The sequence below is a fragment of the Streptomyces sp. AK010 genome (assembly GCF_014207295.1).
In the GTDB taxonomy this organism is placed as follows: Bacteria; Actinomycetota; Actinomycetes; order Streptomycetales; family Streptomycetaceae; genus Streptomyces; species Streptomyces massasporeus.
Genome location: NZ_JACHCX010000005.1, coordinates 383,827 through 405,534 on the forward strand (window position 1 = coordinate 383,827; position 21,708 = coordinate 405,534).

General features: G+C 72.0%; 23 protein-coding genes and 1 riboswitch. Of the genes, 11 read left to right on the forward strand and 12 right to left on the reverse strand.

What is annotated here, in order from left to right:
- Positions 1–126 precede the first annotated feature (126 nt).
- The 3 genes from HDC93_RS12875 to HDC93_RS12885 all read right to left on the reverse strand — a co-directional run bounded on the left by HDC93_RS12875 (position 127) and on the right by HDC93_RS12885 (position 2,372).
- A complete protein-coding gene (locus HDC93_RS12875; protein WP_031108527.1) occupies positions 127–525 on the reverse strand; it encodes a DUF3040 domain-containing protein in 399 nt (132 codons plus the stop codon).
- A 280-nt stretch (positions 526–805) separates the two neighbouring features.
- A complete protein-coding gene (locus HDC93_RS12880; RefSeq protein ID WP_185010219.1) occupies positions 806–1,630 on the reverse strand; it encodes a methyltransferase in 825 nt (274 codons plus the stop codon).
- Positions 1,631–1,808: 178 nt separating this feature from the next.
- Positions 1,809–2,372, reverse strand: coding sequence for an SAV_6107 family HEPN domain-containing protein (locus tag HDC93_RS12885; protein WP_185010221.1), 564 nt, complete (start codon positions 2,370–2,372; stop codon positions 1,809–1,811).
- A 167-nt stretch (positions 2,373–2,539) separates the two neighbouring features.
- Here HDC93_RS12885 and HDC93_RS12890 point away from each other — a divergent pair, with 167 nt between their 5' ends.
- The 4 genes from HDC93_RS12890 to HDC93_RS12905 all read left to right on the forward strand — a co-directional run bounded on the left by HDC93_RS12890 (position 2,540) and on the right by HDC93_RS12905 (position 8,039).
- A complete protein-coding gene (locus HDC93_RS12890) occupies positions 2,540–3,382 on the forward strand; it encodes an ATP-binding cassette domain-containing protein (protein WP_311774539.1) in 843 nt (280 codons plus the stop codon).
- On the forward strand, positions 3,354–5,438 hold the full coding sequence (locus HDC93_RS12895; RefSeq protein WP_185010223.1) for a YhgE/Pip domain-containing protein: 2,085 nt from the start codon (positions 3,354–3,356) through the stop codon (positions 5,436–5,438). Before HDC93_RS12890 ends, HDC93_RS12895 begins: the two co-directional genes overlap by 29 nt.
- A 47-nt stretch (positions 5,439–5,485) precedes the next feature.
- On the forward strand, positions 5,486–6,115 hold the full coding sequence (locus HDC93_RS12900; protein ID WP_185010225.1) for a TetR/AcrR family transcriptional regulator: 630 nt from the start codon (positions 5,486–5,488) through the stop codon (positions 6,113–6,115).
- 433 nt (positions 6,116–6,548) lie between these two features.
- Positions 6,549–8,039, forward strand: coding sequence for an NAD(P)/FAD-dependent oxidoreductase (locus HDC93_RS12905; RefSeq protein ID WP_185010227.1), 1,491 nt, complete (start codon positions 6,549–6,551; stop codon positions 8,037–8,039).
- 27 nt (positions 8,040–8,066) lie between these two features.
- Here HDC93_RS12905 and HDC93_RS12910 read toward each other — a convergent pair whose 3' ends face one another.
- The 6 genes from HDC93_RS12910 to HDC93_RS12935 all read right to left on the reverse strand — a co-directional run bounded on the left by HDC93_RS12910 (position 8,067) and on the right by HDC93_RS12935 (position 13,152).
- Positions 8,067–9,002, reverse strand: a complete 936-nt coding sequence (locus HDC93_RS12910) for a hypothetical protein (RefSeq protein ID WP_185010229.1) — start codon at positions 9,000–9,002, stop codon at positions 8,067–8,069.
- Positions 9,003–9,058: 56 nt separating this feature from the next.
- Positions 9,059–9,982 (reverse strand): methylenetetrahydrofolate reductase [NAD(P)H], encoded by a 924-nt coding sequence (gene metF / locus HDC93_RS12915; protein WP_185010231.1) that lies wholly within the window; start codon positions 9,980–9,982, stop codon positions 9,059–9,061.
- A gap of 98 nt (positions 9,983–10,080) precedes the next feature.
- A complete protein-coding gene (thiE, locus tag HDC93_RS12920) occupies positions 10,081–10,740 on the reverse strand; it encodes a thiamine phosphate synthase (RefSeq protein WP_185010233.1) in 660 nt (219 codons plus the stop codon).
- 311 nt (positions 10,741–11,051) lie between these two features.
- Positions 11,052–11,417 carry an Rv2175c family DNA-binding protein gene (locus HDC93_RS12925; RefSeq protein ID WP_030848153.1) on the reverse strand — a complete coding sequence of 122 codons (366 nt, stop codon included), beginning with the start codon at positions 11,415–11,417 and terminating at the stop codon, positions 11,052–11,054.
- Positions 11,418–11,527: 110 nt separating this feature from the next.
- Complete coding sequence (locus HDC93_RS12930) at positions 11,528–12,769, reverse strand: NAD(P)/FAD-dependent oxidoreductase (protein ID WP_185010234.1); 1,242 nt, start codon at positions 12,767–12,769, stop codon at positions 11,528–11,530.
- Positions 12,770–12,801: 32 nt separating this feature from the next.
- The gene (locus HDC93_RS12935) at positions 12,802–13,152 is read right to left on the reverse strand and encodes a hypothetical protein (RefSeq protein WP_185010236.1); all 351 of its coding nucleotides are present in this window, start codon (positions 13,150–13,152) and stop codon (positions 12,802–12,804) included.
- Positions 13,153–13,204: 52 nt separating this feature from the next.
- Positions 13,205–13,316, forward strand: a riboswitch (TPP riboswitch).
- Here HDC93_RS12935 and thiO point away from each other — a divergent pair.
- The 5 genes from thiO to HDC93_RS12960 all read left to right on the forward strand — a co-directional run bounded on the left by thiO (position 13,314) and on the right by HDC93_RS12960 (position 18,457).
- Positions 13,314–14,492: a glycine oxidase ThiO gene (gene thiO, locus HDC93_RS12940; RefSeq protein ID WP_185010239.1), complete on the forward strand. Its 1,179-nt coding sequence runs from the start codon at positions 13,314–13,316 to the stop codon at positions 14,490–14,492. It overlaps the preceding riboswitch by 3 nt.
- Positions 14,489–14,689, forward strand: a complete 201-nt coding sequence (gene thiS / locus HDC93_RS12945) for a sulfur carrier protein ThiS (protein WP_185010241.1) — start codon at positions 14,489–14,491, stop codon at positions 14,687–14,689. Before thiO ends, thiS begins: the two co-directional genes overlap by 4 nt.
- A gap of 2 nt (positions 14,690–14,691) precedes the next feature.
- Entirely contained in the window at positions 14,692–15,489 is a 798-nt protein-coding gene (locus HDC93_RS12950; protein WP_185010243.1) for a thiazole synthase, read from the forward strand.
- A 93-nt stretch (positions 15,490–15,582) separates the two neighbouring features.
- On the forward strand, positions 15,583–17,520 hold the full coding sequence (gene pknB, locus HDC93_RS12955) for a Stk1 family PASTA domain-containing Ser/Thr kinase (RefSeq protein ID WP_185010245.1): 1,938 nt from the start codon (positions 15,583–15,585) through the stop codon (positions 17,518–17,520).
- Positions 17,521–17,578: 58 nt separating this feature from the next.
- Complete coding sequence (locus tag HDC93_RS12960; protein ID WP_185010247.1) at positions 17,579–18,457, forward strand: deoxyribonuclease IV; 879 nt, start codon at positions 17,579–17,581, stop codon at positions 18,455–18,457.
- A 43-nt stretch (positions 18,458–18,500) separates the two neighbouring features.
- On the opposite strand, the gene HDC93_RS12965 is transcribed toward HDC93_RS12960, so the two are convergent.
- Positions 18,501–19,151 carry a sulfite oxidase-like oxidoreductase gene (locus HDC93_RS12965; RefSeq protein ID WP_185010248.1) on the reverse strand — a complete coding sequence of 217 codons (651 nt, stop codon included), beginning with the start codon at positions 19,149–19,151 and terminating at the stop codon, positions 18,501–18,503.
- Positions 19,152–19,326: 175 nt separating this feature from the next.
- Between HDC93_RS12965 and bfr the strand changes: the two genes are divergently transcribed.
- Positions 19,327–19,803 (forward strand): bacterioferritin, encoded by a 477-nt coding sequence (gene bfr, locus HDC93_RS12970; RefSeq protein WP_185010250.1) that lies wholly within the window; start codon positions 19,327–19,329, stop codon positions 19,801–19,803.
- A gap of 6 nt (positions 19,804–19,809) precedes the next feature.
- On the opposite strand, the gene HDC93_RS12975 is transcribed toward bfr, so the two are convergent.
- Positions 19,810–20,034 carry a bacterioferritin-associated ferredoxin gene (locus tag HDC93_RS12975; protein WP_185010252.1) on the reverse strand — a complete coding sequence of 75 codons (225 nt, stop codon included), beginning with the start codon at positions 20,032–20,034 and terminating at the stop codon, positions 19,810–19,812.
- Positions 20,035–20,196: 162 nt separating this feature from the next.
- Complete coding sequence (locus HDC93_RS12980) at positions 20,197–21,549, reverse strand: class II 3-deoxy-7-phosphoheptulonate synthase (RefSeq protein ID WP_185010254.1); 1,353 nt, start codon at positions 21,547–21,549, stop codon at positions 20,197–20,199.
- Between the two features lie 96 nt (positions 21,550–21,645).
- Here HDC93_RS12980 and HDC93_RS39630 point away from each other — a divergent pair, with 96 nt between their 5' ends.
- Complete coding sequence (locus HDC93_RS39630) at positions 21,646–21,702, forward strand: trp operon leader peptide (RefSeq protein WP_078625594.1); 57 nt, start codon at positions 21,646–21,648, stop codon at positions 21,700–21,702.
- Positions 21,703–21,708 lie beyond the last annotated feature (6 nt).

The window sequence follows — 21,708 nt, forward strand, 5'->3', positions numbered from 1 at the left end:
GCTGTGTCCGTGTCCGGCGGGAGCTGTCCGCGGCCTGCACACGCATACGTCAGGGGGTGACCACCGGATCGGTGGTCACCCCCTGACGTACGTGTTCACGTAGTCCTGGAGAAGCTGCGTGGAGGGCTAATGGCCACCCTGTTCGTCGCGGCGCTTCTGCCAGCGCTGCTCGATGCGGTCCATCACCGAGCGGCGCTGCCGACCCTGTCGGCGAGCCTGGGGCCCCGCGGCACCGCCGGCCTGTTCGCCCGGCTTGGGGGCCTTGCGCCAGCCGGTCACGGCGAGCACCGCACAGCCCAGCATGACGAGGAAGCCCACGACGCTGAGCCAGACCTGCTTGGCGACCATTCCAGCCATGAGGAGCGCGATACCTACGAGGAAGCCTGCAACCGCCTGGTAGACCCGTCGCCGGGTGTACGTGCGCAGCCCGCTTCCCTCAAGCGCTGTCGCGAACTTGGGATCTTCGGCGTACAGCGCTCGCTCCATCTGCTCGAGCATGCGCTGCTCGTGCTCCGAGAGCGGCACGGAGTCCTCCTCATCGTGCAGTCGCCGGGGCGACCCGGGGGGTCCCTTCAGGATAGGCAGGGAATCGCCCCCGTGAAACCCGCCCCTCTGCGCCAATTGACCAACCGGAACCCGCCATGGCCGGTCCCGGCTCGCTGAGGCTTCCATTCCCCGGCGGCCGACCCGTCATGCCGGAACGGTCTCCCTCGATCATACGGCGCGCCGTACCCGTTCGGGGGGCCTGTGGCGTACTCCATGCACAGCCAAGGCGCTGATCAGCGGCGGTACCTCACGAAGCGGCTCAGGCCTCGGCAGCCCCATCGGTCTCGTCGGCCCCACCGGCCCCACCGGTCCCAGCGGCCCCACCGGTCTCACCGGTCTCACCCAGCACATGCAGCTGCGTGGCCACCGAGTGGAACGCGGGGAGCTCGGCCGCGGCCTCCTCCAGCTTCAGCAGTGCTTCCAGGGCTCCCGGCTCGGTGTCCACGAGGACGCCGGGCACGAGGTCGGCGAAGACCCGGACGCCGTGCACGGCACCGACGCGCAGGCCCGCGCCCTCGACCAGTCCGGTGAGCTGCTCGGCGGTGAAGCGGCGCGGCACGGGGTCACCCGTGCCCCATCGTCCGTTCGGGTCGTCGAGCGCCTGCCGGGCCTCCTTGAAGTGCCCGGCGAGGGCGCGGGCCAGCACGGCACCGCCGAGGCCGGCGGCGAGCAGGCTGAGAACACCCTCCGCGCGCAGGGCCGCCACCGCGTTGCGGACACCTTCCGCCGGGTCGTCCACGTACTCCAGGACGCCGTGGCACAGCACCACGTCGTAGCCACCGCGCTCAGCCACGTCGAAGAGGCCGTGGGCGTCACCCTGGACGCCCTTGACCCGGTCGGCGACGCCGGCCTCGGCGGCGCGGCGCTCCAGGGCGAACAGCGCGTTGGGGCTCGGGTCGACGACGGTGACCCGGTGGCCGAGGCGGGCGGCGGGCACCGCGAAGTTGCCGCTGCCGCCTCCGGTGTCGAGGACGTCCAGCGACTCCCGACCCGTGGCCTTGACCCGGCGGTCCAGGGCGTCCTGGAGGACCTCCCAGACCACGGCGGTACGGAGTGCGGCGCGGGGGCGCATCGGGTCCGACACGGCAGTTGACTCCTCGGCGCGGCACCGCCTCTTGCCGGCGGCGCGAATGGTGCGTCTCCCCCGGCCCCGGCCTCGGGGAGGGAAGACTTCAGGCGTCCCCCACCCTATTGCCTCGGCCACGGCGTCCGGATGACCCGGTCCCGGGATTCCCCGCGGGTCAGGCGGGCCCTGGCCGCGTTCAGCCCGCGTCCGGCATGTCACTCCCCGCGTCGGGGCCCTCCGGCCGGTCCTGGTCCGGACGGGGCTGCGGGAGGACCGGCTGGAGGACCAGCATCCGCTCGACGAGGCGCAGGAACATCGCCACGTCCCGTATCAGGTCGTCCGCGTCCCGGCCGGTGGCCGCGTCCTGGATGCCGGCCTCGGCCCGGGCGCGGCGGCGGGCACCGGAGGCGAACAGCGCGCTCCACTCGGTCAGTTCGGGCGCGATCTCCGGGAGCACTTCCCAGGCGCTCCGGATCCTGGCCCGGGCCCGGGGCGAGGTCTCCGGACGCCCTCGGGCGGCGAGCACAGCGGCTGCGGTACGCAGGGCGGCGAGGTGGGCCGTGGCGTAGCGCTCGTTGGGTGTCTCCAGGGCGGTGGCCTCGTCGAGGCCGGCGCGGGCCTGGGCGAGCAGGTCGAGGGCGGCGGGAGGGGCCGAGGCCCGGCGCAGGACGGGATGCACGTCGCTCGTTGGGCCGGTCAGTGAGGGGGCAGGGCCGGTGGCGCGGCGCCGACGGGCGGCTGCTGCGTGATAGCTGGCCATGACGAACCTCCTGTCGTCTGGGTGACGGCACGTCCGGTCACGGAGTGCCGTATGTGACCCATCGTGAGGTATGGCACTGACAATCCGTTCTGACCTGCTGTTTTGCGTCGCTCGTAGGTTCGGAGTAGTTTTGCACTGACCAGTCAGTTCAAATTCAGGGGAGACTCGTGGGGGAACAGGCGGGAGGGGTGCGGATCGTCACCGACGGCCTCGGGGTCAAGGGGCCACGGGGGTGGGCGGTCCGCGGGATCTCCGTCGACGCCGAGCCGGGTGCGCTCATCGCGGTGGAGGGCCCGTCCGGGTCCGGCCGTACGTGCCTGCTGCTCGCGCTGACGGGGCGGATGAAGGTCACGGAGGGCACGGCCGCCGTGGGCGACGCGCGGCTGCCGAAGCAGATGGCGGCGGTGCGCGGCATCAGCGCGCTGGCGCACGTCCCGGGGGTCACCGACCTCGACCCGGCGCTGACCGTCGCCGAGCACCTACGGGAACGGGCGCTGCTCCAGAGGCGGTTCGGCGCGTCACTGCGCGGACTGCTGCGGCCAAGTGGCGAGCGGGCGGCCGAGGCCGGGCGGCGCGTCGAGGCCGCGCTCGAAGCCGCCGGGCTCGACGTCGAGGCACTGCCCAAGGGGCCGCGCACGGCCGTCCGGGACCTGGAACGCCTGGAGGCGCTGCGGCTGTCGGTGGCGCTCGCCCTCGTCGGCGAACCGCGGCTGCTCGGCATCGACGACACCGACCTCAAGCTCTCGGACGGTGAACGCGGGGAGGTCTGGGCGCTGCTCAGGTCGCTGGCCGACGCCGGGACGACGGTCGTGGCGGTGTGCAGCGAGGCTCCCGAGGGAGCCGTCAAGGTCTCCACCGCGGAGAGCCACGAGGAGCCGCCCGCCGAAGACGAGACCGACCGGGCCGACGAGACCGACAAGGCGGACAAGGCCGACCAGGCCGACCAGGCCGACCAGGCCGAACGGGGAGAGGAGAAGGCCGGTGCGCTCACCGAAACTGGCCGCGCTTGAGCTGCGCCGCTTCGGGCGGGGGAAGCTGCCGCGCGCCGCGCTCGTCGCGCTGCTGGTGCTGCCGCTGCTGTACGGCGCGCTGTACCTGTGGTCGTTCTGGGACCCGTACGGCCGCCTGGACAAGATCCCGGTGGCGCTGGTGAACGCCGACAAGGGGGCGACCGCCGACGGGAAGAAGATCACGGCGGGCGACGACATCACGAAGGGCCTGCACGACAGCAAGACCTTCGACTGGCAGGAGGTGAGCGCCGACGAGGCCCGCAGGGGCGTCGAGGACGGCAGCTACTACCTGTCGCTCACCCTGCCCGCCGACTTCAGCGAGCGGATCGCCTCCAGCTCCGGGAACACCCCGGAGACCGGCGCCCTCCAGGTGCGCACGAACGACGCGAACAACTACATCGTCGGGCAGATCTCCCGGACGGTCTTCGGCGAGGTGCGGCAGGCGGCGTCCACGAAGACGTCCCGGTCCTTCCTGGACAAGATCTTCGTGTCGTTCTCCGACATCCACGGCAAGACCGTGAAGGCGGCGAAGGGCGCCGACCGGCTCAACGGCGGCATCGGCAAGGCCGAGAAGGGGTCCAAGGACCTCGCCGACGGCCTGGAGGACGCCAAGGACGGCAGCGGCAAGCTCTCCACGGGCCTGAAGAAGCTCCACACCGGCGCGGGCGACCTGGAGGACGGCTCCAAGCAGGTCGCCGAGGGCACGCAGAAGCTCGCCGACCGGGTCAACGGCACCGCCGACAAGGTCGGCCCCTTCCTGAAGGGCAACGAGAAGACCATCGGTGACACCGCGCAGCTGGTCGCAGACTCCTCCGGGGTGATCCGCAAGCACCTGGACACCCTGGTGAAGACGGCCCCGACCGCCGCCAAGGGCGCCCGCGCCGCGTCCGGCACGCTGACCGACGTCTACGCCCGGCGCTGCGACGATCCCGTCCTGCCCGACGCGGCCTGCTCCGACCTGAAGAAGGCCAAGGACGCCGCCGACGACGTGACCCTCATCGCGGACGACCTGAACACGCTGATCGCGGACCAGGACGGCGACCTGGACAAGCTCGACAAGAACCTCGCCACCCTGCAGAAGCAGTCCCAGGCCCTCGCGAACCGCGCACCGCGCCTCTCCGAGGACCTCGCCGACGCCGTCAAGAAGATCAACAAGCTGAACGACGGCGCGGCCGAGGTCGCCGCGGGCGCGAAGAAGCTGCACAAGGGGATCGGTACGGCCAAGACCGGCGCCGTCGACCTGGACAAGGGCGTCGGCAAGCTGAAGACGGGCGCCGACGACCTCAACGGCGGCATCTACAAGCTCGTCGACGGCTCCGGAAAGCTCGCCGGCGGGCTGCACGACGGGGCGGAGAAGATCCCCGACTACGACGAGCAGGACCGCGACCGGCGCACCGAGGTCATGGCCGACCCCGTGCGGCTCGCCTCGCACGACATGCACAAGGCGCCCAACTACGGCACCGGCTTCGCCCCGTACTTCATCCCGCTGTCCCTATGGGTGGGCGCGATGGTGGCGTACATGCTGATCGCGCCCATGAACCGGCGCGCGCTCGCCGCGGGCGCCTCGGCGTGGCGGATCGCGCTGGCGGGCTGGCTGCCGGTGGTGGCGATCGGAGTGCTCCAGACCGTGGCGCTGATGTCGGTGCTGCACTGGGCGGTCGGCCTTCAGATGGCGCGAGCGGCCGGGACGGTGGGATTCCTGTTCCTGGTGACGGCCTGCTTCGCGGCGATCGTGCAGTGGCTGAACGCGCGCTTCGGGGCGGCGGGCCGGATCCTCGTCCTCGCGCTGCTCATGCTCCAGCTGACCTCGGCGGGCGGCACGTACCCCGTCCAGACCAGCCCCGGGTTCTTCAACGCGCTCCACCCGTTCCTGCCGATGAGCTACGTCGTCGAGGCCCTCAGGCGGCTCATCACCGGCGGTGGACTCGAACCGGTGTGGCACGCGTGCGTGGTGCTGACGGCGTTCACCGCGGGCGCGCTCGCGCTGACCGCCGTGGCGGCCCGCCGGCGCCAGGTGTGGACGCTGGACCGGCTGCACCCGGAGCTGAGCCTGTGAGCCCCACCGTCACCTCCCCCGGAGAGGTTCCTGTGACAATCAGGGCCATGGAAAGCAGCAGTGCCGCGTCGGGCGGCAGCACGCGCCGCGAGGCCACCCGGCAAAAGCTCTACGAGGCGGCCGTCACGCTCATCGCCGAGCAGGGGTTCTCCGCCACCACCGTGGACGAGATCGCCGAGCGTGCCGGGGTCGCGAAGGGCACGGTCTACTACAACTTCGCGAGCAAGTCCGTCCTCTTCGAGGAACTGCTGCGGCACGGAGTGGGTCTGCTGACCGCCTCCCTGCGGGAAGCGGCCGACCGCACCGCGCGGGAGGGCGGCAGCAAGGTCGACGCCCTGGACGCGATGATCCGGGCGGGGCTGGTCTTCATCGACCGCTACCCGGCCTTCACCCAGCTCTACGTGGCCGAACTGTGGCGCACCAACCGGACCTGGCAGTCCACGCTGATGGTGGTCCGGCAGCAGGCCGTCGCGGTCGTGGAGGAGGTGCTGCGCGACGGCGTCGCGGGCGGTGAGTTCAGCGAGGAGATCGACATCCCGCTGACGGCGTCCGCGCTGGTCGGCATGGTCCTGGTGGCCGCGCTCGACTGGAAGTCCTTCCAGGCGGAACGCTCCCTGGACGACGTCCACGCGGCGCTGTCCCGGCTCCTCCAGGGGCGGGTCAGCGGCTGCCGCTGAGCGAACCCGCGCCGCACATGTGAAAGCGCCGGTCCGATGTGGCCGCGTCCCCCGCGGGCCACCTCGAACCGGCGCCTTCCGTGCTCCCCCGTGCGTCCCCCGCACGACCCCCGTTCGGTCGTCCCCCGGTTTCCCCCGTGCCTCGCTCCCGCCGACACCCGCCGGCGGAAGGAGCGGATCGTGGGCCGGCTCCGTTCCGGCGCCCCGTGTCGCCGGTGCCGGAGCCGTGCCCCTCTCCGTGCCTCCACTCTCTCGTCCGCGCGGCTCGTCCCCCATCCGCGCGCGTACTCAACTCCCCGGCTAGGTATGCGTACTCAGTCCTGCGCACGGGGCCTCACGACGCATGGCCGCCGCCTGGTCACGTTCGCCTCCGCGCCCGTACTCGCAAGGCCGCGGGCCGGGGTTGTCGGTGGCGGCCGATAAAGTCGCCGGCATGGCACGGATTGCGGTGATCGGCGCAGGGATGGGCGCGCTGGCGGCTGCCGCCCGGCTGGCCGCGGCGGGCCACCGGGTGGCGGTGTACGAGCGGACGGACACATACGGCGGAGCGCTGCGCCGCTTCGAGCACGAGGGGTTCTCCTTCGACACGGGCCCCGGCCTGCTGCCGCTGCCGGCCGTCTACCGCGACCTGTTCGTCAAGACGGGCAAGGAGCCGCTGGAGTCCTGCGTCGAGCTGGTCCAGGTCGACCCGTCGTCCCGGCACGTGTTCGCGGACGGCACGCAGGTGTCGCTGCCGAACGCCTCCCGCGCGGGCGTCGTGGCCGCCCTGGACGAGGCGCTGGGCGCGGACGCCGGGAAGCGCTGGGGCGACTTCCTGGTCCGGGCCCGCGAGGCCTGGGACCGGACCCGCCGACCGCTGCTGGAGGAGCCGCTGTGGCCGAACTGGCAGGTGCTGGCCGAGCGTGAGCCCTATCCGTCGGTGCCCCACAAGCGGCTGCTGCGCACCCGCCGGGCCGCCACCCTCGCCGAGATCGGCGCCTGGGAGCTGCGCGACCCGCGGCTCACGGCGCTTCTGGAGAGTCACGCCCTCGGCCACGGCCTGGATCCCCGGGTCACCCCGGCGAGCGCGGTCGTGCTGCCGTACGTGGAGCACGCCTTCGGCACCTGGTACGTGCGCGGCGGCCTGCGCGAGCTGGCGCGGGCGGTGTACGAGCGGTGTCTGGCCCGGAAGGTCGAGTTTCACTTCGGCGCCGAGGTCACCGGTGTGCTGGAGAAGGACGGCCGGGCGTCGGGGGTGGAACTCGCCGACGGGGCGGTCGCGGAGGCGGACTTCGTGGTGGCCGGTGTCGCGCCGGGCGTCCTGGACCGGCTGACGGAGGGGACCCCGGTGCGGGGCGACGGAGAGGTGCCGCCACAGCCCGCCGCGGCCAGCCGGCTGACCGTGCTGCTCGCCCTGCGCGGCGCCCGCCCCGAGGGCACGGCACACCGCACGGTGGTCCATGCGCGCGACCGTGACGCGGAGCTGGACGCCCTCTTCGGCACGGCGGCGCGGGACCCGCACCCCACGGTCACGGTTCTGCGGCCCGACGACCCGCGACTCGCTCCGGAGGACCACGAGTCGGTCACCCTGACGACGGTGGTGCCCGTCCGGCTCGACCGGTCCGGCGACGACCTCACCGACGACGTGATCACCGTCGCCGAGCGGGCCGTCCCCGGCCTGCGGGACCGCCTCCTGTGGCACGAGGTGCGCACCCCGGCCGACATCGCGGACGCGACGGGCGCGGAGGGCGGGGCGGTGCCCGTGCCCGCCCTGGCGGCGGCCGGGGGACGGCTGCTGCACCCGTCCAACAGCACGCGGGTGCCCGGTCTGTTCACCGTGGGCGGCTGGACCCACCCCGGCGGCGGACTGCCGCACGCGGGCATGTCGGGCGCGCTGGTCGCGGGACTGATCGTGGAAGGGCCGGAGTTCCGCGGCTCTCAGTGAGCGCGCCGTCCCGGCGTGGGCCGGGCTTCAGAAACGGTACTGCTCGTCGAAGCCGTTCCCCTGCGGCTGCTGCCCGCCGCCCTGGTACGGGTACGGCTGCTCCGGCGGCAGTTCCTGCCCGTACTCGTCGGTGTTGCGCTGCTGCGGGACCCACACCCCGCCGGGCGGGGTCTCGCCGGGGTAGGTGCCGGTGTACTGCTCCTGCGTGTAGCCCTGCTGGGCGTAGTACTGCTGGTCGCCGTACGTGGCGTCGTAGCCCTGGCCGTAGTTCGAGGAGCCGATGTACGGGTCGGAGTAGGCGGCGTACTGCTGCCGGCCCGTGGCGTCGTAGCCCTGCTGCTGGCCGTAGCCGGAGTAGTCGTAGGAGTACGACTGGTCCGCAGCCTGGGCCGCGTACTGGTCCTGGGCCTGCTGGCCCCCGGCCTGGTACCCGTTGTCGTAGGAGCCGTAGGAACCGGTGTCCTCGGGCACGGGCTGCGGCTCGTGGACGGCCGTGGTCTCGGCGGCCGTCGGGTCGTGGGCGGGGCGGGCGGGGGTGAAGACGTCGTCGCGGTCGTAGTCGTCGTCCTGGCCGTAGGCGGCGGGGTCGCGGCGGTAGGCGCCGGCGGCCCCGTCGTCGTAGCCGCCCTCGGCCTCCAGGCCGGAGACCTCGAGGGTCGGCTCCTGGCGGACCCGCTGACCGCGGCGGCGCTTGCTGCCGCCCAGCGCGGGAGCGTTCATCGCCCAGCCGGCCGCGAAGCCGCTGCGGAACGACAGGGTCACGTACGTCTGCCCGACCGCGAAGGCGGCCGCGCCCAGTCCGATCACGACGACCGACGGGATCAGGACACCGACGACGACACCGAGGAACCCGACGAAGGCCAGCAGGCGCCAGCGCAGCCGCGCCTTGTACTGCAGCAGCACCTCGCCCAGCAGCCACAGCGCGACGATGCCGAACGCGATGTAGAGGACCGCCCAGCCCATGTACGCCCCTCTCACAGTGGCCGTTACGCAGTGTGTCGTATACCGGTGCGAACGGTCTAGGCCTGCGGTGAGTGGTGCAGGCCCAGGTTCTCGTAGATCTCGAGTGTTGCGGTGGAGTTGTTGAGCGTGATGAAGTGCAAGCCGGGCACGCCCTCGGCGAGCAGCCGCGCACAGAACTCCGTGGCGAATTCGATCCCAATGGAGCGTACAGCGGCCGGATCGTCTTTTGCTGTGAGGATCCGCTCTTTCAGGGCAGGCGGGAACGCGGCGTTGGTGAGCGACCCGATCCGCTCCAGCGTCTTCACGCTCGCGATCGGCATGACCTCGGGAATGATCGGGGTGTCACAGCCGGCGGCCGAGACCCGGTCGCGCAGCCGGAGGTAGTCCTCCGGCTGGAAGAACATCTGCGTGATGGCGTAGTCCGCGCCCGCCCGGCACTTGTCGACGAAGTGGCGCACGTCGGCGTCCCAGTCGGCGGAGCGCGGGTGCATCGCCGGGAAGGCGGCGACGCCCACGCAGAAGTCGCCGGAGGCCTTGATCAGCTCGACGAGTTCGGCGGCGTAGGCCAGGCCCCGGGGGTGCGGCACCCAGTCGCCCATCGGGTCGCCGGGCGGGTCGCCGCGCAGGGCGAGCATGTTGCGGATCCCGGCGTCGGCGTACTGGCCGATGATGTTGCGCAGGTCGGCCACCGAGTGGTCGACCGCGGTGAGGTGGGCGATCGGGGTGAGAGTGGTGTCGGAGGCGATCGCCTCGGTCGCCTTGACCGTGCCTGCGCGGGTGGAACCGCCCGCGCCGTAGGTGACGGAGACGAAGTCGGGCGCCACGGCCTCGACCCGGCGCAGCGCGTTCCACAGGTTCCGCTCGCCCTTCGGGGTCTTGGGGGCGTAGAACTCGAACGAGTACGTCGTTTTGCCGCCTGCGAGCATGTCGCGGACGGTGCGAGCGTGGTCCGACCTGATGGATGCGGTGCCGAGGGCCATACCGGCAGGTTAGCCAGGGGCGGTCGGTCCCCCAACCGGGGGCCGACATTTGCCCGGATTGTCCTCTTGTTGTCCATCCCTTGGACAAACCGTCGTAACTACGCCCCCCGCAGCCGCTTCGCGAACTCGGCCGCCGCGGACCCCGGGTCGTCGGCCTCGGTGATCGCCCGTACGACGACCACGCGCCGGGCGCCCGCTTCCAGCACCTGGTCGAGGGTGCCGAGGTCGATGCCGCCGATGGCGAACCAGGGGCGGTCGGTGCCGAGGCCGGCGGTGTAGCGGACGAGGTCCAGGCCGGGGGCGTGGCGGCCGGGCTTGGTGGGGGTCGGCCAGCACGGGCCGGTGCAGAAGTAGTCCACGCCCTGCTGGACGGCGGCCGCGGCGGCCTCGGACTCGGCGTGGGTGGAACGGCCGATCAGGACGTCGTCGCCGAGGAGCGCGCGGGCCGCGGGGACCGGGAGGTCACCCTGGCCGAGGTGCAGGACGTCGGCGCCGGCGGCGTGGGCGACGTCCGCCCGGTCGTTGACCGCGAGCAGCTTGCCGTGCCGGGCACAGGCGTCGGCGAGGACGGCCAGGTGCTCCAGCTCCTCACCGGCCTCCATGCCCTTGTCCCGCAGCTGCACGATGTCGACGCCGCCGGACAGCACGGCGTCGAGGAAGTCCCCGAGGTCGCCCTGCCGCTTGCGCGCGTCGGTGCAGAGGTAGACGCGGGCGTCGGCGAGCTGGGCCCGTGCGGTGGCGGCCGCGGTGCCGGTCATGCGTGTCCCCCAGGGTGTCGGTGGCGTGCGGGTGCGGACGCGCCCGCGGGTCGGTGGGTCCCGGGTCCGGAGCACCTGGCTGCCGGGCAGGCGGCTCCCGGGTGCTGGAGCACCCGGCTGCCGGGCGTGCGACGCGGGAGCTCCTCTGCCCTTGGGCGAACGCCTTGGGCACCTTACGTCTCCCCACCGGGCCGGAACGGGCGCGAGTCACCCCCGGGCCGTGACCTCTCGGGTCACGGCCCGACATCGGGCGGTTGTTCAGGTCCGGCCCCGCTCGCACGGCACCGGACGGTTGTCCCGTCGCGGCCGGGTCAGACCGCGAGCGCCTGGGCGCGGCGCTTCACCTCCGTGCCGCGGTTCTCGCTGAGCGCCTGCGCGGGGGTGCCGGGCAGGCTGTCGTCCGGGGTGAAGAGCCACTCCAGCATCTCTTCGTCCGTGAAGCCGTCGTCCCGCAGGAGCGTCAGGGTCCCGGACAGGCCCTTGACGACCTTGTCCCCGTCGATGAAGGCGGCGGGGACGTGCAGCGCGCGGTTCTCACCACGGCGTACGGCGATGAGCTGGCCGTCCTTGACCAGCTGCCGCACACGCGTCACCTCGACGCCGAACTGCTCGGCGATGTCGGGGAGGGTGAGCCAGGCGGGGACGAGAGCATCGATCTTTGCGTCAATCTCGGTCACGGCACCAGCCTGCCATTTACCACTGACAGTCGGAAGTCGGCTCGGTCCGGCCGGGTTGCCGCGCCCCTCCTCATCAGCGCCGCCCGGCGGCCCCGCGACGGCCCGGGCACCTACGCCGTGGCCGCTTTCAGGGGCCTGGCCGGATCCGTCAGCAGCACCGGGTTCATCGGGACACCCGACTCGATCAGGCGGCGGCCCTGCGCCAGATCCCGTGGCCGGCCGACCGCCAGCAGCGCGACCAGCCGCTCCCCGCGCAGCCAGCACACCGTCCAGGCCGGTCCGCAGGGGTCGCCCCGCCACAGGGTCGTGTCCGCGTGCGCGTGGTGCCCGGCGTACTGGACGAACCGCCCGAACTGCTCGGACCAGAAGTACGGCACCGGGTCGTACACCGCCGGCGCCTCCCCCGCGGCCCGGCCGACGATGTTCAGGGCCACCGTGCGCGGCCCCTGGAGTGCGTTGTCCCAGTGGTGGACCAGCAGACGCTCGCCGTAGCGCCCGGAGGGGAAGGAGGCGCAGTCGCCCACCGCGTACACGTCCACAGCGGTGGAGCGCAGATGCTCGTCGGCCACGATCTCGCCGTGGGTGCCCAGCTCGATCCCGGAGCCGGCCAGCCAGGCCGTGGCGGGGCGGGCGCCGATGCCGACGACGACCGCGTCCGCGGGCAGTCGCGAGCCGTCGTCGAGGACAACGGCACCGGGCTCCACGTGCGCCACGCGCGCGTGGGTGCGCAGGACCGCGCCCGCGTCGGCGTACCAGCCGGCCATCGGGGCGGCGACCTCGGCGGGCAGTGCCCCGGCGAGGGGCCGTTCGGCGGCCTCGACGACGGTCACCGCGCAGCCCGCCTCGCGCGCGGCCGTGGCGAATTCCGCGCCGATCCAGCCCGCGCCGACGACCACGATGTCGTGCGGGCGGGCCAGCACCGGCCGCAGCCGCTCGGCGTCGTCCAGGGTGCGCAGCAGATGCACGCCGGGCACGCCTTCCGCGCCCGGCAGCCGGACCGGTTCGGCGCCGGTCGCGACGACCAGGACGTCGTAGGGCACGGGCCCGTCCTCGGTGTCGAGCTCGTGGTCGGCGGGGCGCAGGCCCAGTACCTCGCAGCCCAGCCGCAGTTCGATGCCGAGGGCTTCGAAGTCGACGTCGAAGGCGGAGCCCTCGGACTTGCCGAGCAGGACGGCCTTGGACAACGGGGGCCGGTCGTAGGGCTGGTGGGGCTCTGCGCCGATCAGGATCACGTCCCCGGCGAATCCCTGCTCGCGCAGGGCGACGGCGGTCTGCACCCCGGCCATGCCCGCGCCCGCCACGACGACGCGCCGCGGCGCGGACGAACCTGGTTGCTGCGTCTGCTCGCTCACCTGATCACCATAGACACCTGACGCATTGTCAGTCAGTGCTCATGCGCCGTGACCTGCTCCACAACGCTCGTGCCCTCGCCCCGCTGGGACTCCCACTCCCAGGTCTCCTCCAGCCGCACCCGCCCGTCGGGCAGCTCCACGACCGTCGAGACGCAGTGCCCCGAGGAGGTGGTGCCGTCCCGCTTGAGCTGGACGTACCGGAAGTCCAGCCGGTCACCCTTCCGGGTACCCACGAGATGCCCGCGTACGACGTCGCCGCCCGTGTACTCGGCCCAGATCTCGCCCTGCCGCTCGTGGTACGTGAACCGGGTGCGGGTGCCCACCTGACCAGGTGCCTGGTCGGCGACCGGGGCGAGGACGAGACCGTCGAGGGATCGGGCCATGGACGGAGGCTCCCTTACTGCGGGCTACGGCATCGGGCTAGGGTGGCCAACGTAAAGCACTCGCGGGAGCCCGGACGCACCGGGCTGAGAGGGAGGCTGGCGGCCTCCGACCGTACGAACCTGATCCGGGTCATGCCGGCGAAGGGAGGGGCTGGACGCCCATGTCGCCTACGTCCACGTCCACACCATCAGATGTTTTGGTCATCGGGGGCGGGATCATCGGCCTGGTCACGGCCTGGCGGTCCGCGCAACGCGGGTTCACCACCGCCCTCGTGGACCCCGAGCCCGGCGGCGGAGCCGCACAGGTCGCGGCCGGCATGCTGGCCGCCGTCACGGAACTGCACTACGGCGAGCAGACCCTGCTCGGCCTGAACCTCGCCTCGGCCCGCCGCTACCCGGACTTCGCCGCCGAGCTCACCGAGCTGACCGGCCAGGACCTCGGCTATCGCCGCTGCGGCACGCTCGCCGTGGCCCTGGACGCCGACGACCGGGCCCACCTGCGCGAACTGCACGCCCTGCAGCAGCAGTCGGGGCTGGAGTCGCAGTGGCTGTCGGGGCGCGAGTGCCGGCGCCTGGAGCCGATGCTCGCGCCGGGTGTGCGCGGCGGGCTGCGGGTCGACGGCGATCACCAGATCGACCCGCGACGGCTGGCCGGGGCGCTGGTCGCCGCGGGCGAGCGGGCGGGCGTGGTGGTCCACCGGGCATGGGCGGAGCGGCTGACCGTCGTCCGGGACCGGGCCACGGGTGTCGTCCTGGCCGACGGGACCGAGGTGGCCGCCGGGCAGGTGGTGCTCGCCGGGGGCAGCCTCAGCGGGCGGCTCGCGGGAGTCCCGCAGGACGTGCTGCCTCCCGTGCGACCGGTGAAGGGGCAGGTCCTGCGGCTGACCATGCCGCAGCGGCACGGGCCGTTCCTGAGCCGGACCGTGCGCGCGATGGTGCGCGGCAGCCACGTCTACCTGGTGCCGCGCGCGAGCGGCGAGCTCGTCGTCGGGGCGACCAGCGAGGAGCTGGGCTGGGACACGACCGTGACCGCGGGCGGCGTGTACGAGCTGCTGCGGGACGCGCACGAGCTGGTCCCGGGCATCACCGAGCTGCCGCTCACCGAGACCCGGGCCGGTCTGCGGCCCGGCTCCCCCGACAACGCGCCGCTGCTGGGCCCGACCGGTCTGGAGGGGCTGCTGCTGGCCACCGGCCACTACCGCAACGGCGTCCTGCTCACGCCGGTGACCGGCGACGCCATGGCGCACGTCCTGGCGACGGGCGAACTCCCCGAGGAGGCACGCCCCTTCACCCCGAAGCGCTTCAGTCCCGCCACCGCACTCTCGGAGCAGCCCGCATGAACATCTCCGTCAACGGCGAGCCCCGGGACGTCCTGCCCGGCACGGCTCTCGACACCGTCGTGAGGTCGCTCACCGCCTCGCCCTCGGGCGTGGCCGCCGCCCTCAACGAAACCGTCGTCCCGCGCACGCGGTGGCCCGCCACGCCCCTGGCCGAGGGAGACCGCGTGGAAGTCCTCACCGCCGTCCAGGGAGGCTGACCATGGCCGACGATCCGTTCGTCCTCGGTGGTACGTCGTTCTCGTCCCGGCTGATCATGGGCACGGGCGGGGCGCCCAGCCTGGATGTGCTGGAGCGGTCGCTCGTCGCCTCGGGGACGGAGCTGACGACCGTCGCGATGCGCCGGGTGAACGCCTCGGTGCACGGCTCGGTGCTGTCCGTCCTCGACAAGCTCGGCATCCGGGTGCTGCCCAACACGGCGGGCTGCTTCACGGCCGGCGAGGCCGTCCTCACGGCCCGTCTCGCGCGCGAGGCCCTCGGCACCGACCTGGTCAAGCTGGAGGTCATCGCCGACGAGCGCACGCTGCTGCCGGACCCGATCGAGACGCTGGAGGCGGCCGAGACCCTGGTCGACGACGGGTTCACGGTGCTGCCGTACACCAACGACGACCCGGTGCTGGCCCGGAGACTGGAGGACGTGGGCTGCGCGGCGATCATGCCGCTGGGTTCGCCGATCGGCTCCGGGCTGGGGATCCGCAACCCGCACAACTTCCAGCTGATCGTGGAGCACGCGCGCGTGCCGGTGATCCTGGACGCGGGCGCGGGTACGGCCTCGGACGCGGCACTGGCGATGGAGCTGGGGTGCGCGGGTGTGATGCTCGCCTCGGCGGTGACGCGGGCGCAGGAGCCGGTGCTGATGGCCGACGCGATGCGGCACGCGGTGGAGGCGGGACGGCTGGCCTATCGGGCCGGGCGTATCCCTCGGCGGCATTTCGCGGAGGCGTCGTCGCCGACGGAGGGCATGGCCGCCCTGGACCCGGAGCGACCCGCTTTCCAATAGGGGCCCGTCCACACGTCACAGGTCGGCTGCAGTCGCGCCCCGAAAAAGAGCGGGGCGGGAGAGCTGTCGGTGTCGGCTCGTACACTCGCCTGCGTGGACACGACCCTTCAGGACCCCTTGGTCGGGCAGGTGCTCGACGGCCGGTATCGCATCGATTCGCGGATCGCGGTCGGCGGGATGGCCACGGTCTACCGGGCCGTGGACACCCGGCTCGACCGGGTCCTCGCGCTCAAGGTGATGCACCCCTCGCTCGCGGTCGACGCCTCGTTCGTCGAGCGGTTCATCCGCGAGGCGAAGTCCGTGGCCCGGCTGGCCCACCCGAACGTGGTGCAGGTCTTCGACCAGGGCAACGACGGCTCGTACGTGTACCTGGCGATGGAGTACGTGGCGGGCTGCACCCTGCGGGACGTGCTGCGCGAGCGCGGGGCCCTGCAGCCGCGGGCCGCGCTGGACATCCTGGAGCCGGTGCTGGCCGCGCTGGGCGCCGCGCACCGCGCCGGGTTCGTGCACCGCGACATGAAGCCCGAGAACGTCCTGATAGGGGACGACGGCCGGGTCAAGGTCGCCGACTTCGGCCTCGTCCGGGCCGTGGACACGGTGACGAGCACCACCGGCACCGTCCTCGGCACGGTCTCGTACCTCGCCCCGGAGCAGATAGAGGACGGCACCGCCGATCCCCGCGTCGACGTGTACGCCTGCGGCGTGATGCTGTACGAGATGCTGACCGGCGACAAACCGCACGACGGGGACTCCCCCGCCGTGATCCTCTACAAGCACCTGCACGAGGACGTGCCCCCGCCCTCGGCCGCCGTGCCCGGCATGGCGTACGAGCTGGACGAGATGGTCGCCTCGGCGACGGCCCGCACCCCGGCCGTCCGCCCGTACGACGCGGTCGCGCTGCTCGCGCAGGTCCGTGACGGACGCGGCCGGCTGAGCGAGGACCAGCTGGACGCGGTGCCGCCGCAGGCGCGCGCGGTGGACCACGACAACGGCGACGACCGGACGACCGTGATCCCACGCGCCCTGACCACGCCGCGGCCCCTGCCGGTCAACGAGGACGACGAGGCCATTGGGGCCGCCCTCGACCGCACCAGCCGCTTCGCGTCCCCGCCGCCGCCCCCGCCGACCCGGCGCCGCTCGGGCTCCCGGCGCGGCCCGGCGGCGATCGTCGTCGCCGTCCTGCTCGTGCTCGGCCTCGGCGCCGGCATCTGGTACATCAACTCCGGCCAGTTCACCGAGGTCCCCCCGCTGCTGGCGAAGACCCAGCAGCAGGCGGAGGACCGGCTGCAGGACGCCGGTCTCGAGCTCGGCAAGGTGAAGCACGCCTACAGCGACACCGTGGAGCGCGGCCAGATCATCAGCAGCGACCCGAAGGCCGGGACGCGCATCCGCGGCAACGACGCGGTGGGCATCACCGTCTCCGACGGCCCCGAGACCGTGCGGGTGCCCGCCCTGGCCGGCCGGAAGCTGGACAAGGCGCGGAGCCTGCTGAAGGAGGACGGGCTGGAGCCGGGCATGGTCACCCGGGAGTTCAGCGAGGACGTGCCGCGCGGTTCGGTGATCACCGCGCGCCCGGCGGACGGCACGAAGGTGCGCGCGGGCACGGGTGTCGCGCTGGTCGTCAGCAAGGGCGCCCGCATCGACATCCCCGACGTCACCGGCTCGGACGAGGCCGACGCGAGGTCGGAACTGACGGAGGCCGGCCTCAAGGTGAAGATCGCCACCGAGCGGATCACCTCCTCCGAGTACGACAAGGGCCAGGTCGTCCGCCAGTCGCCGACGTCCGGCGGCCCCGCGGCCGAGGGCGACACCGTGACACTGACGCTGTCCAAGGGCCCCGAGATGATCGAGGTCCCGGACGTGGTCGGCGACAGCGTCGACGATGCCAGGCAGGCGCTGGAGGGCGCCGGGTTCGAGGTCGACGAGGACCGCGGGCTGTTCGGCATCTTCGGCGACGAGGTCAAGAGCCAGTCCGTGGAGGGCGGCCGGACCGCGCCCAAGGGCTCGACGATCACCATCAAGATCAGGTGACGACGGCGGGCGGGAGCCCGTGGACGGAGCAGGGCCGGACACATGACACCCTGAACGGGTGAACAGTCAGCTGTCCGGCGCCTCCCGCAACCCGGTGGGCGGCCACGTCCCCGTCGCCGGTGGGCTCCATTCCGTAGGCCTGTCGTACGCCCGTGACCTGAAGGCGGAGGCCGTCCAGGTCTTCGTCGCCAATCCGCGCGGCTGGGCCACGCCGACCGGAAACCCCAAGCAGGACGAGGCGTTCCGCGCGGCGTGCGCGGCCGAGTCGGTCCCGGCCTATGTGCACGCTCCCTACCTGATCAACTTCGGCTCGCACACCGAGGCGACCGTGGAGCGGTCGGTGGAGTCGCTGCGGCACTCGCTGCGGCGCGGGCGGGAGATCGGCGCGCTGGGCGTGGTCGTGCACACCGGCAGCGCGACCGGTGGCCGGGAGCGGTCGGTGGCGCTGAAGCAGGTGCGGGAACACCTGCTGCCACTGCTGGACGAGCTGACCCACGACGACGACCCGTTCCTGCTGCTGGAGTCGACCGCGGGCCAGGGCGCCTCCCTGTGCTCGCGGACGTGGGACTTCGGCCCGTACTTCGAGGCGCTGGACGCCCACCCGATGCTCGGGGTGTGCCTGGACACCTGCCACATCTTCGCGGCCGGGCACGACCTGACCGGCCCCGCCGGCATGCACCGGACGCTGGACCTGCTGGTGGACACGGTCGGCGAGGGCCGGCTGAAGCTGATCCACGCCAACGACTCCAAGGACGTGGTGGGCGCCCACAAGGACCGGCACGAGAACATCGGCGTCGGCCACATCGGCGAGGACCCGTTCCGGGCCCTGATGACGCACCCCGCGACCGAGGGCGTGCCGCTGATCATCGAGACGCCGGGCGGCAAGCAGGGGCACGCGGCCGACGTGGAGCGGCTGAAGAAGCTGCGCGAGGGCTGAGCCCGCCCCTCGCGACCGGGGTCCGTCGGCGACGGCCGGTCCGTCAGAGGTCGGGCCCGTCCCCGGGCAGCTCCTGGTACGAGTAGCGCTGCTCCTGCCACGGGTCGCCGATGTTGTGGTAGCCCCGCTCCTCCCAGAACCCACGCCGGTCGGCGGTCATGTACTCCACACCGCGCACCCACTTGGGGCCCTTCCAGGCGTAGAGGTGGGGAACGATCAGGCGCAGGGGGAAACCGTGCTCGGCGGTGAGCAGCTCACCGTCCTTGTGGGTGGCGAAGATGACCTGATCGCCGGCGAAGTCGGAGAGCCGGAGGTTGGAGCTGAATCCGTACTCGGCCCACACCATCACATGGGTGACGTCGTCCGCGGGCGGGGCCAGCTCGAGGAGCGTGCGCGCGGGGATGCCGACCCACTCGGCGCCCAGCATGCTGAACTTCGTGACGCAGTGCAGATCGGCCACGACGGTGGTGTGGGGCAGGGCCGTGAACTCCTCGTGGGTCCAGCAGTGCTTGCCGCCGTCGGCGGTGGCGCCGAAGACCCGGAACTCCCAGCGCTCGGGCCGGAACTTGGGGACGGGGCCGTAGTGCGTGACCGGCCAGCCGCGTTGCAGCCGCTGTCCCGGGGGCAGGTCGGGCTGCGTCGCTCCTGCTGGATCGCGCCCTTCTCCCGATTCGTGTTCCAGCGGCTGACCCATGACTCCATCCTGACAGACCCCGGGTGATGCCCCTGACCCGGCCCACTCCAAAACGGGACAAACTCAACTAAGCATGCCCTTACTTACTAAGTGGAGACTTACTGGACGATCTTCTTCACCAGTGGAATCATGCGGCGCAACCTGCCAGTTCCCCCGCGCGGAAGGAGCCTCTGCGATGCAGGGCGACCCCGAGGTCCTCGAATTCCTCAACGAGCAGTTGACCGGCGAGCTGACGGCGATCAACCAGTACTGGCTGCACTACCGGATCCAGGACAACAAAGGCTGGACCAAGCTCGCCAAGTACACGCGTGAAGAGTCCATCGATGAGATGAAGCACGCGGACAAGATCACCGAGCGCATCCTCATGCTGGACGGCCTGCCGAACTACCAGCGACTTTTCCACGTACGGGTCGGCCAGACGGTCACCGAGATGCTCCAGGCGGACCGGCAGGTCGAGGTCGAGGCGATCGACCGGCTCAAGCGCGGCATCGAGGTGATGCGCGCCAAGGGCGACATCACGTCCGCGAACCTCTTCGAGTCGATCCTCGAGGACGAGGAACACCACATCGACTATCTGGACACGCAGCTGGAGCTGATCGACAAGCTCGGCGAGGCGCTGTACATCGCGCAGCAGATCGAGCAGCCGAGCTAGCCGGGGTCAGGCGGCGTCTTCGAGGTCCGAGAGCACCGGCCGGCCCTGGTCGGCCAGGTCACGGCGAGGGCAGGCTCCCCTGCCCAGGATCGCCTGGATGCGGCGCACACAGGACCCGCAGTCCGTACCCGCCTTGCAGGCGGAGGCTATCTGGCGGGGGGTGCAGGCGCCGCCGTCCGCGTGCTGCTTGACCTGCTGCTCGGTGATCCCGAAACAACTGCAGACGTACACGCGGTTCACCTCCCGACGGGTCGTTCTTTCTCGGGTGCGCCGTCCCCGTTGATCGGTGAGGCTAACCTAACCTTACCCGCCGGGTCCGGAGCGGAAAAGTGGAGAGGGGCGCGGATCGTGTGATCCGCGCCCCAGTCCATGCTCCGGTAACAGGCGGACCCGTTACTGGTCCCTGTACATCTCGGCCACGAGAAACGCCAGGTCGAGCGACTGGCTGCGGTTGAGCCGCGGGTCGCAGGCCGTCTCGTAGCGCTGGTGCAGGTCGTCGACGAAGATCTCGTCGCCGCCGCCCACGCACTCGGTGACGTCGTCGCCGGTGAGCTCCACGTGAATGCCGCCCGGGTGGGTGCCGAGGGCCTTGTGGACCTCGAAGAAGCCCTTGACCTCGTCGAGCACGTCGTCGAAGCGGCGGGTCTTGTGCCCGGACGCCGCCTCGTAGGTGTTGCCGTGCATCGGGTCGGTGATCCAGGCGACGGTGGTACCGGAGGCGGTGACCTTCTCGACCAGCTCGGGGAGCTTGTCGCGGACCTTGTCGGCGCCCATGCGGACGATGAAGGTCAGCCGGCCCGGCTCGCGGTCCGGGTCGAGACGGTCGATGTACTGAAGCGCGTCCTCGGCCGTCGTCGTCGGGCCCAGCTTGATGCCGATCGGGTTGCGGATCTTCGAGGCGAACTCGATGTGCGCGTGGTCCAGCTGCCGGGTGCGCTCACCGATCCACACCATGTGCCCGGAGACGTCGTACAGCTGCCCCGTGCGCGAGTCGACCCTGGTCAGCGCCGACTCGTAGTCGAGCAGCAGCGCCTCGTGCGAGGCGTAGAACTCGACCGTCTTGAACTCCTCCGGGTCGGTCCCGCAGGCGTGCATGAAGTTCAGCGCGTTGTCGATCTCGCGCGCCAGCTGCTCGTAGCGCTGACCCGACGGGGACGACCTCACGAAGTCCTGGTTCCAGGCGTGCACCTGGCGCAGGTCGGCGTAACCGCCGGTGGTGAAGGCGCGCACCAGGTTCAGCGTGGAGGCGGACGCGTGGTACATCCGCTTCAGCCGCTCGGGGTCCGGGACGCGCGCGGCCTCGGTGAAGTCGAAGCCGTTGACGGAGTCGCCGCGGTAGGTCGGCAGCGTCACGCCGTCGCGGGTCTCGGTCGGCTTGGAGCGCGGCTTGGAGTACTGGCCGGCGATCCGGCCGACCTTCACGACCGGCACGGACGCGGCGTACGTGAGCACGGCGCCCATCTGGAGCAGCGTCTTCAGCTTGTTGCGGATGTGGTCGGCGGACACCGCGTCGAAGGCCTCGGCGCAGTCGCCGCCCTGGAGGAGGAACGCCTCTCCCTTGGCGACGGACGCCATCCGGGCGCGCAGCTGGTCGCACTCGCCCGCGAAGACGAGCGGCGGATACGACTCCAGCTCCGCGACGACTGCGCGCAGAGCCTCGGTGTCGGGGTACTCGGGCTGCTGCGCCGCGGGCAGGTCTCGCCAGGTGTTGCCAGCACTCGCGCTGGTCTTAGCGTTCACGGTCACGACCTCAACATTACGGGGTCGTGTCGGGCGCCCTGACCCATGCCCAGCAATTGAGACACGGCGTACGCTCCTCGAACGTGGGGTAGGGTGCGTCGCATGTTCGCGCATTCGACCCAGACCTGGTGGTGGACCGCTCATCCGGCGGCCCGCTGACTGCGC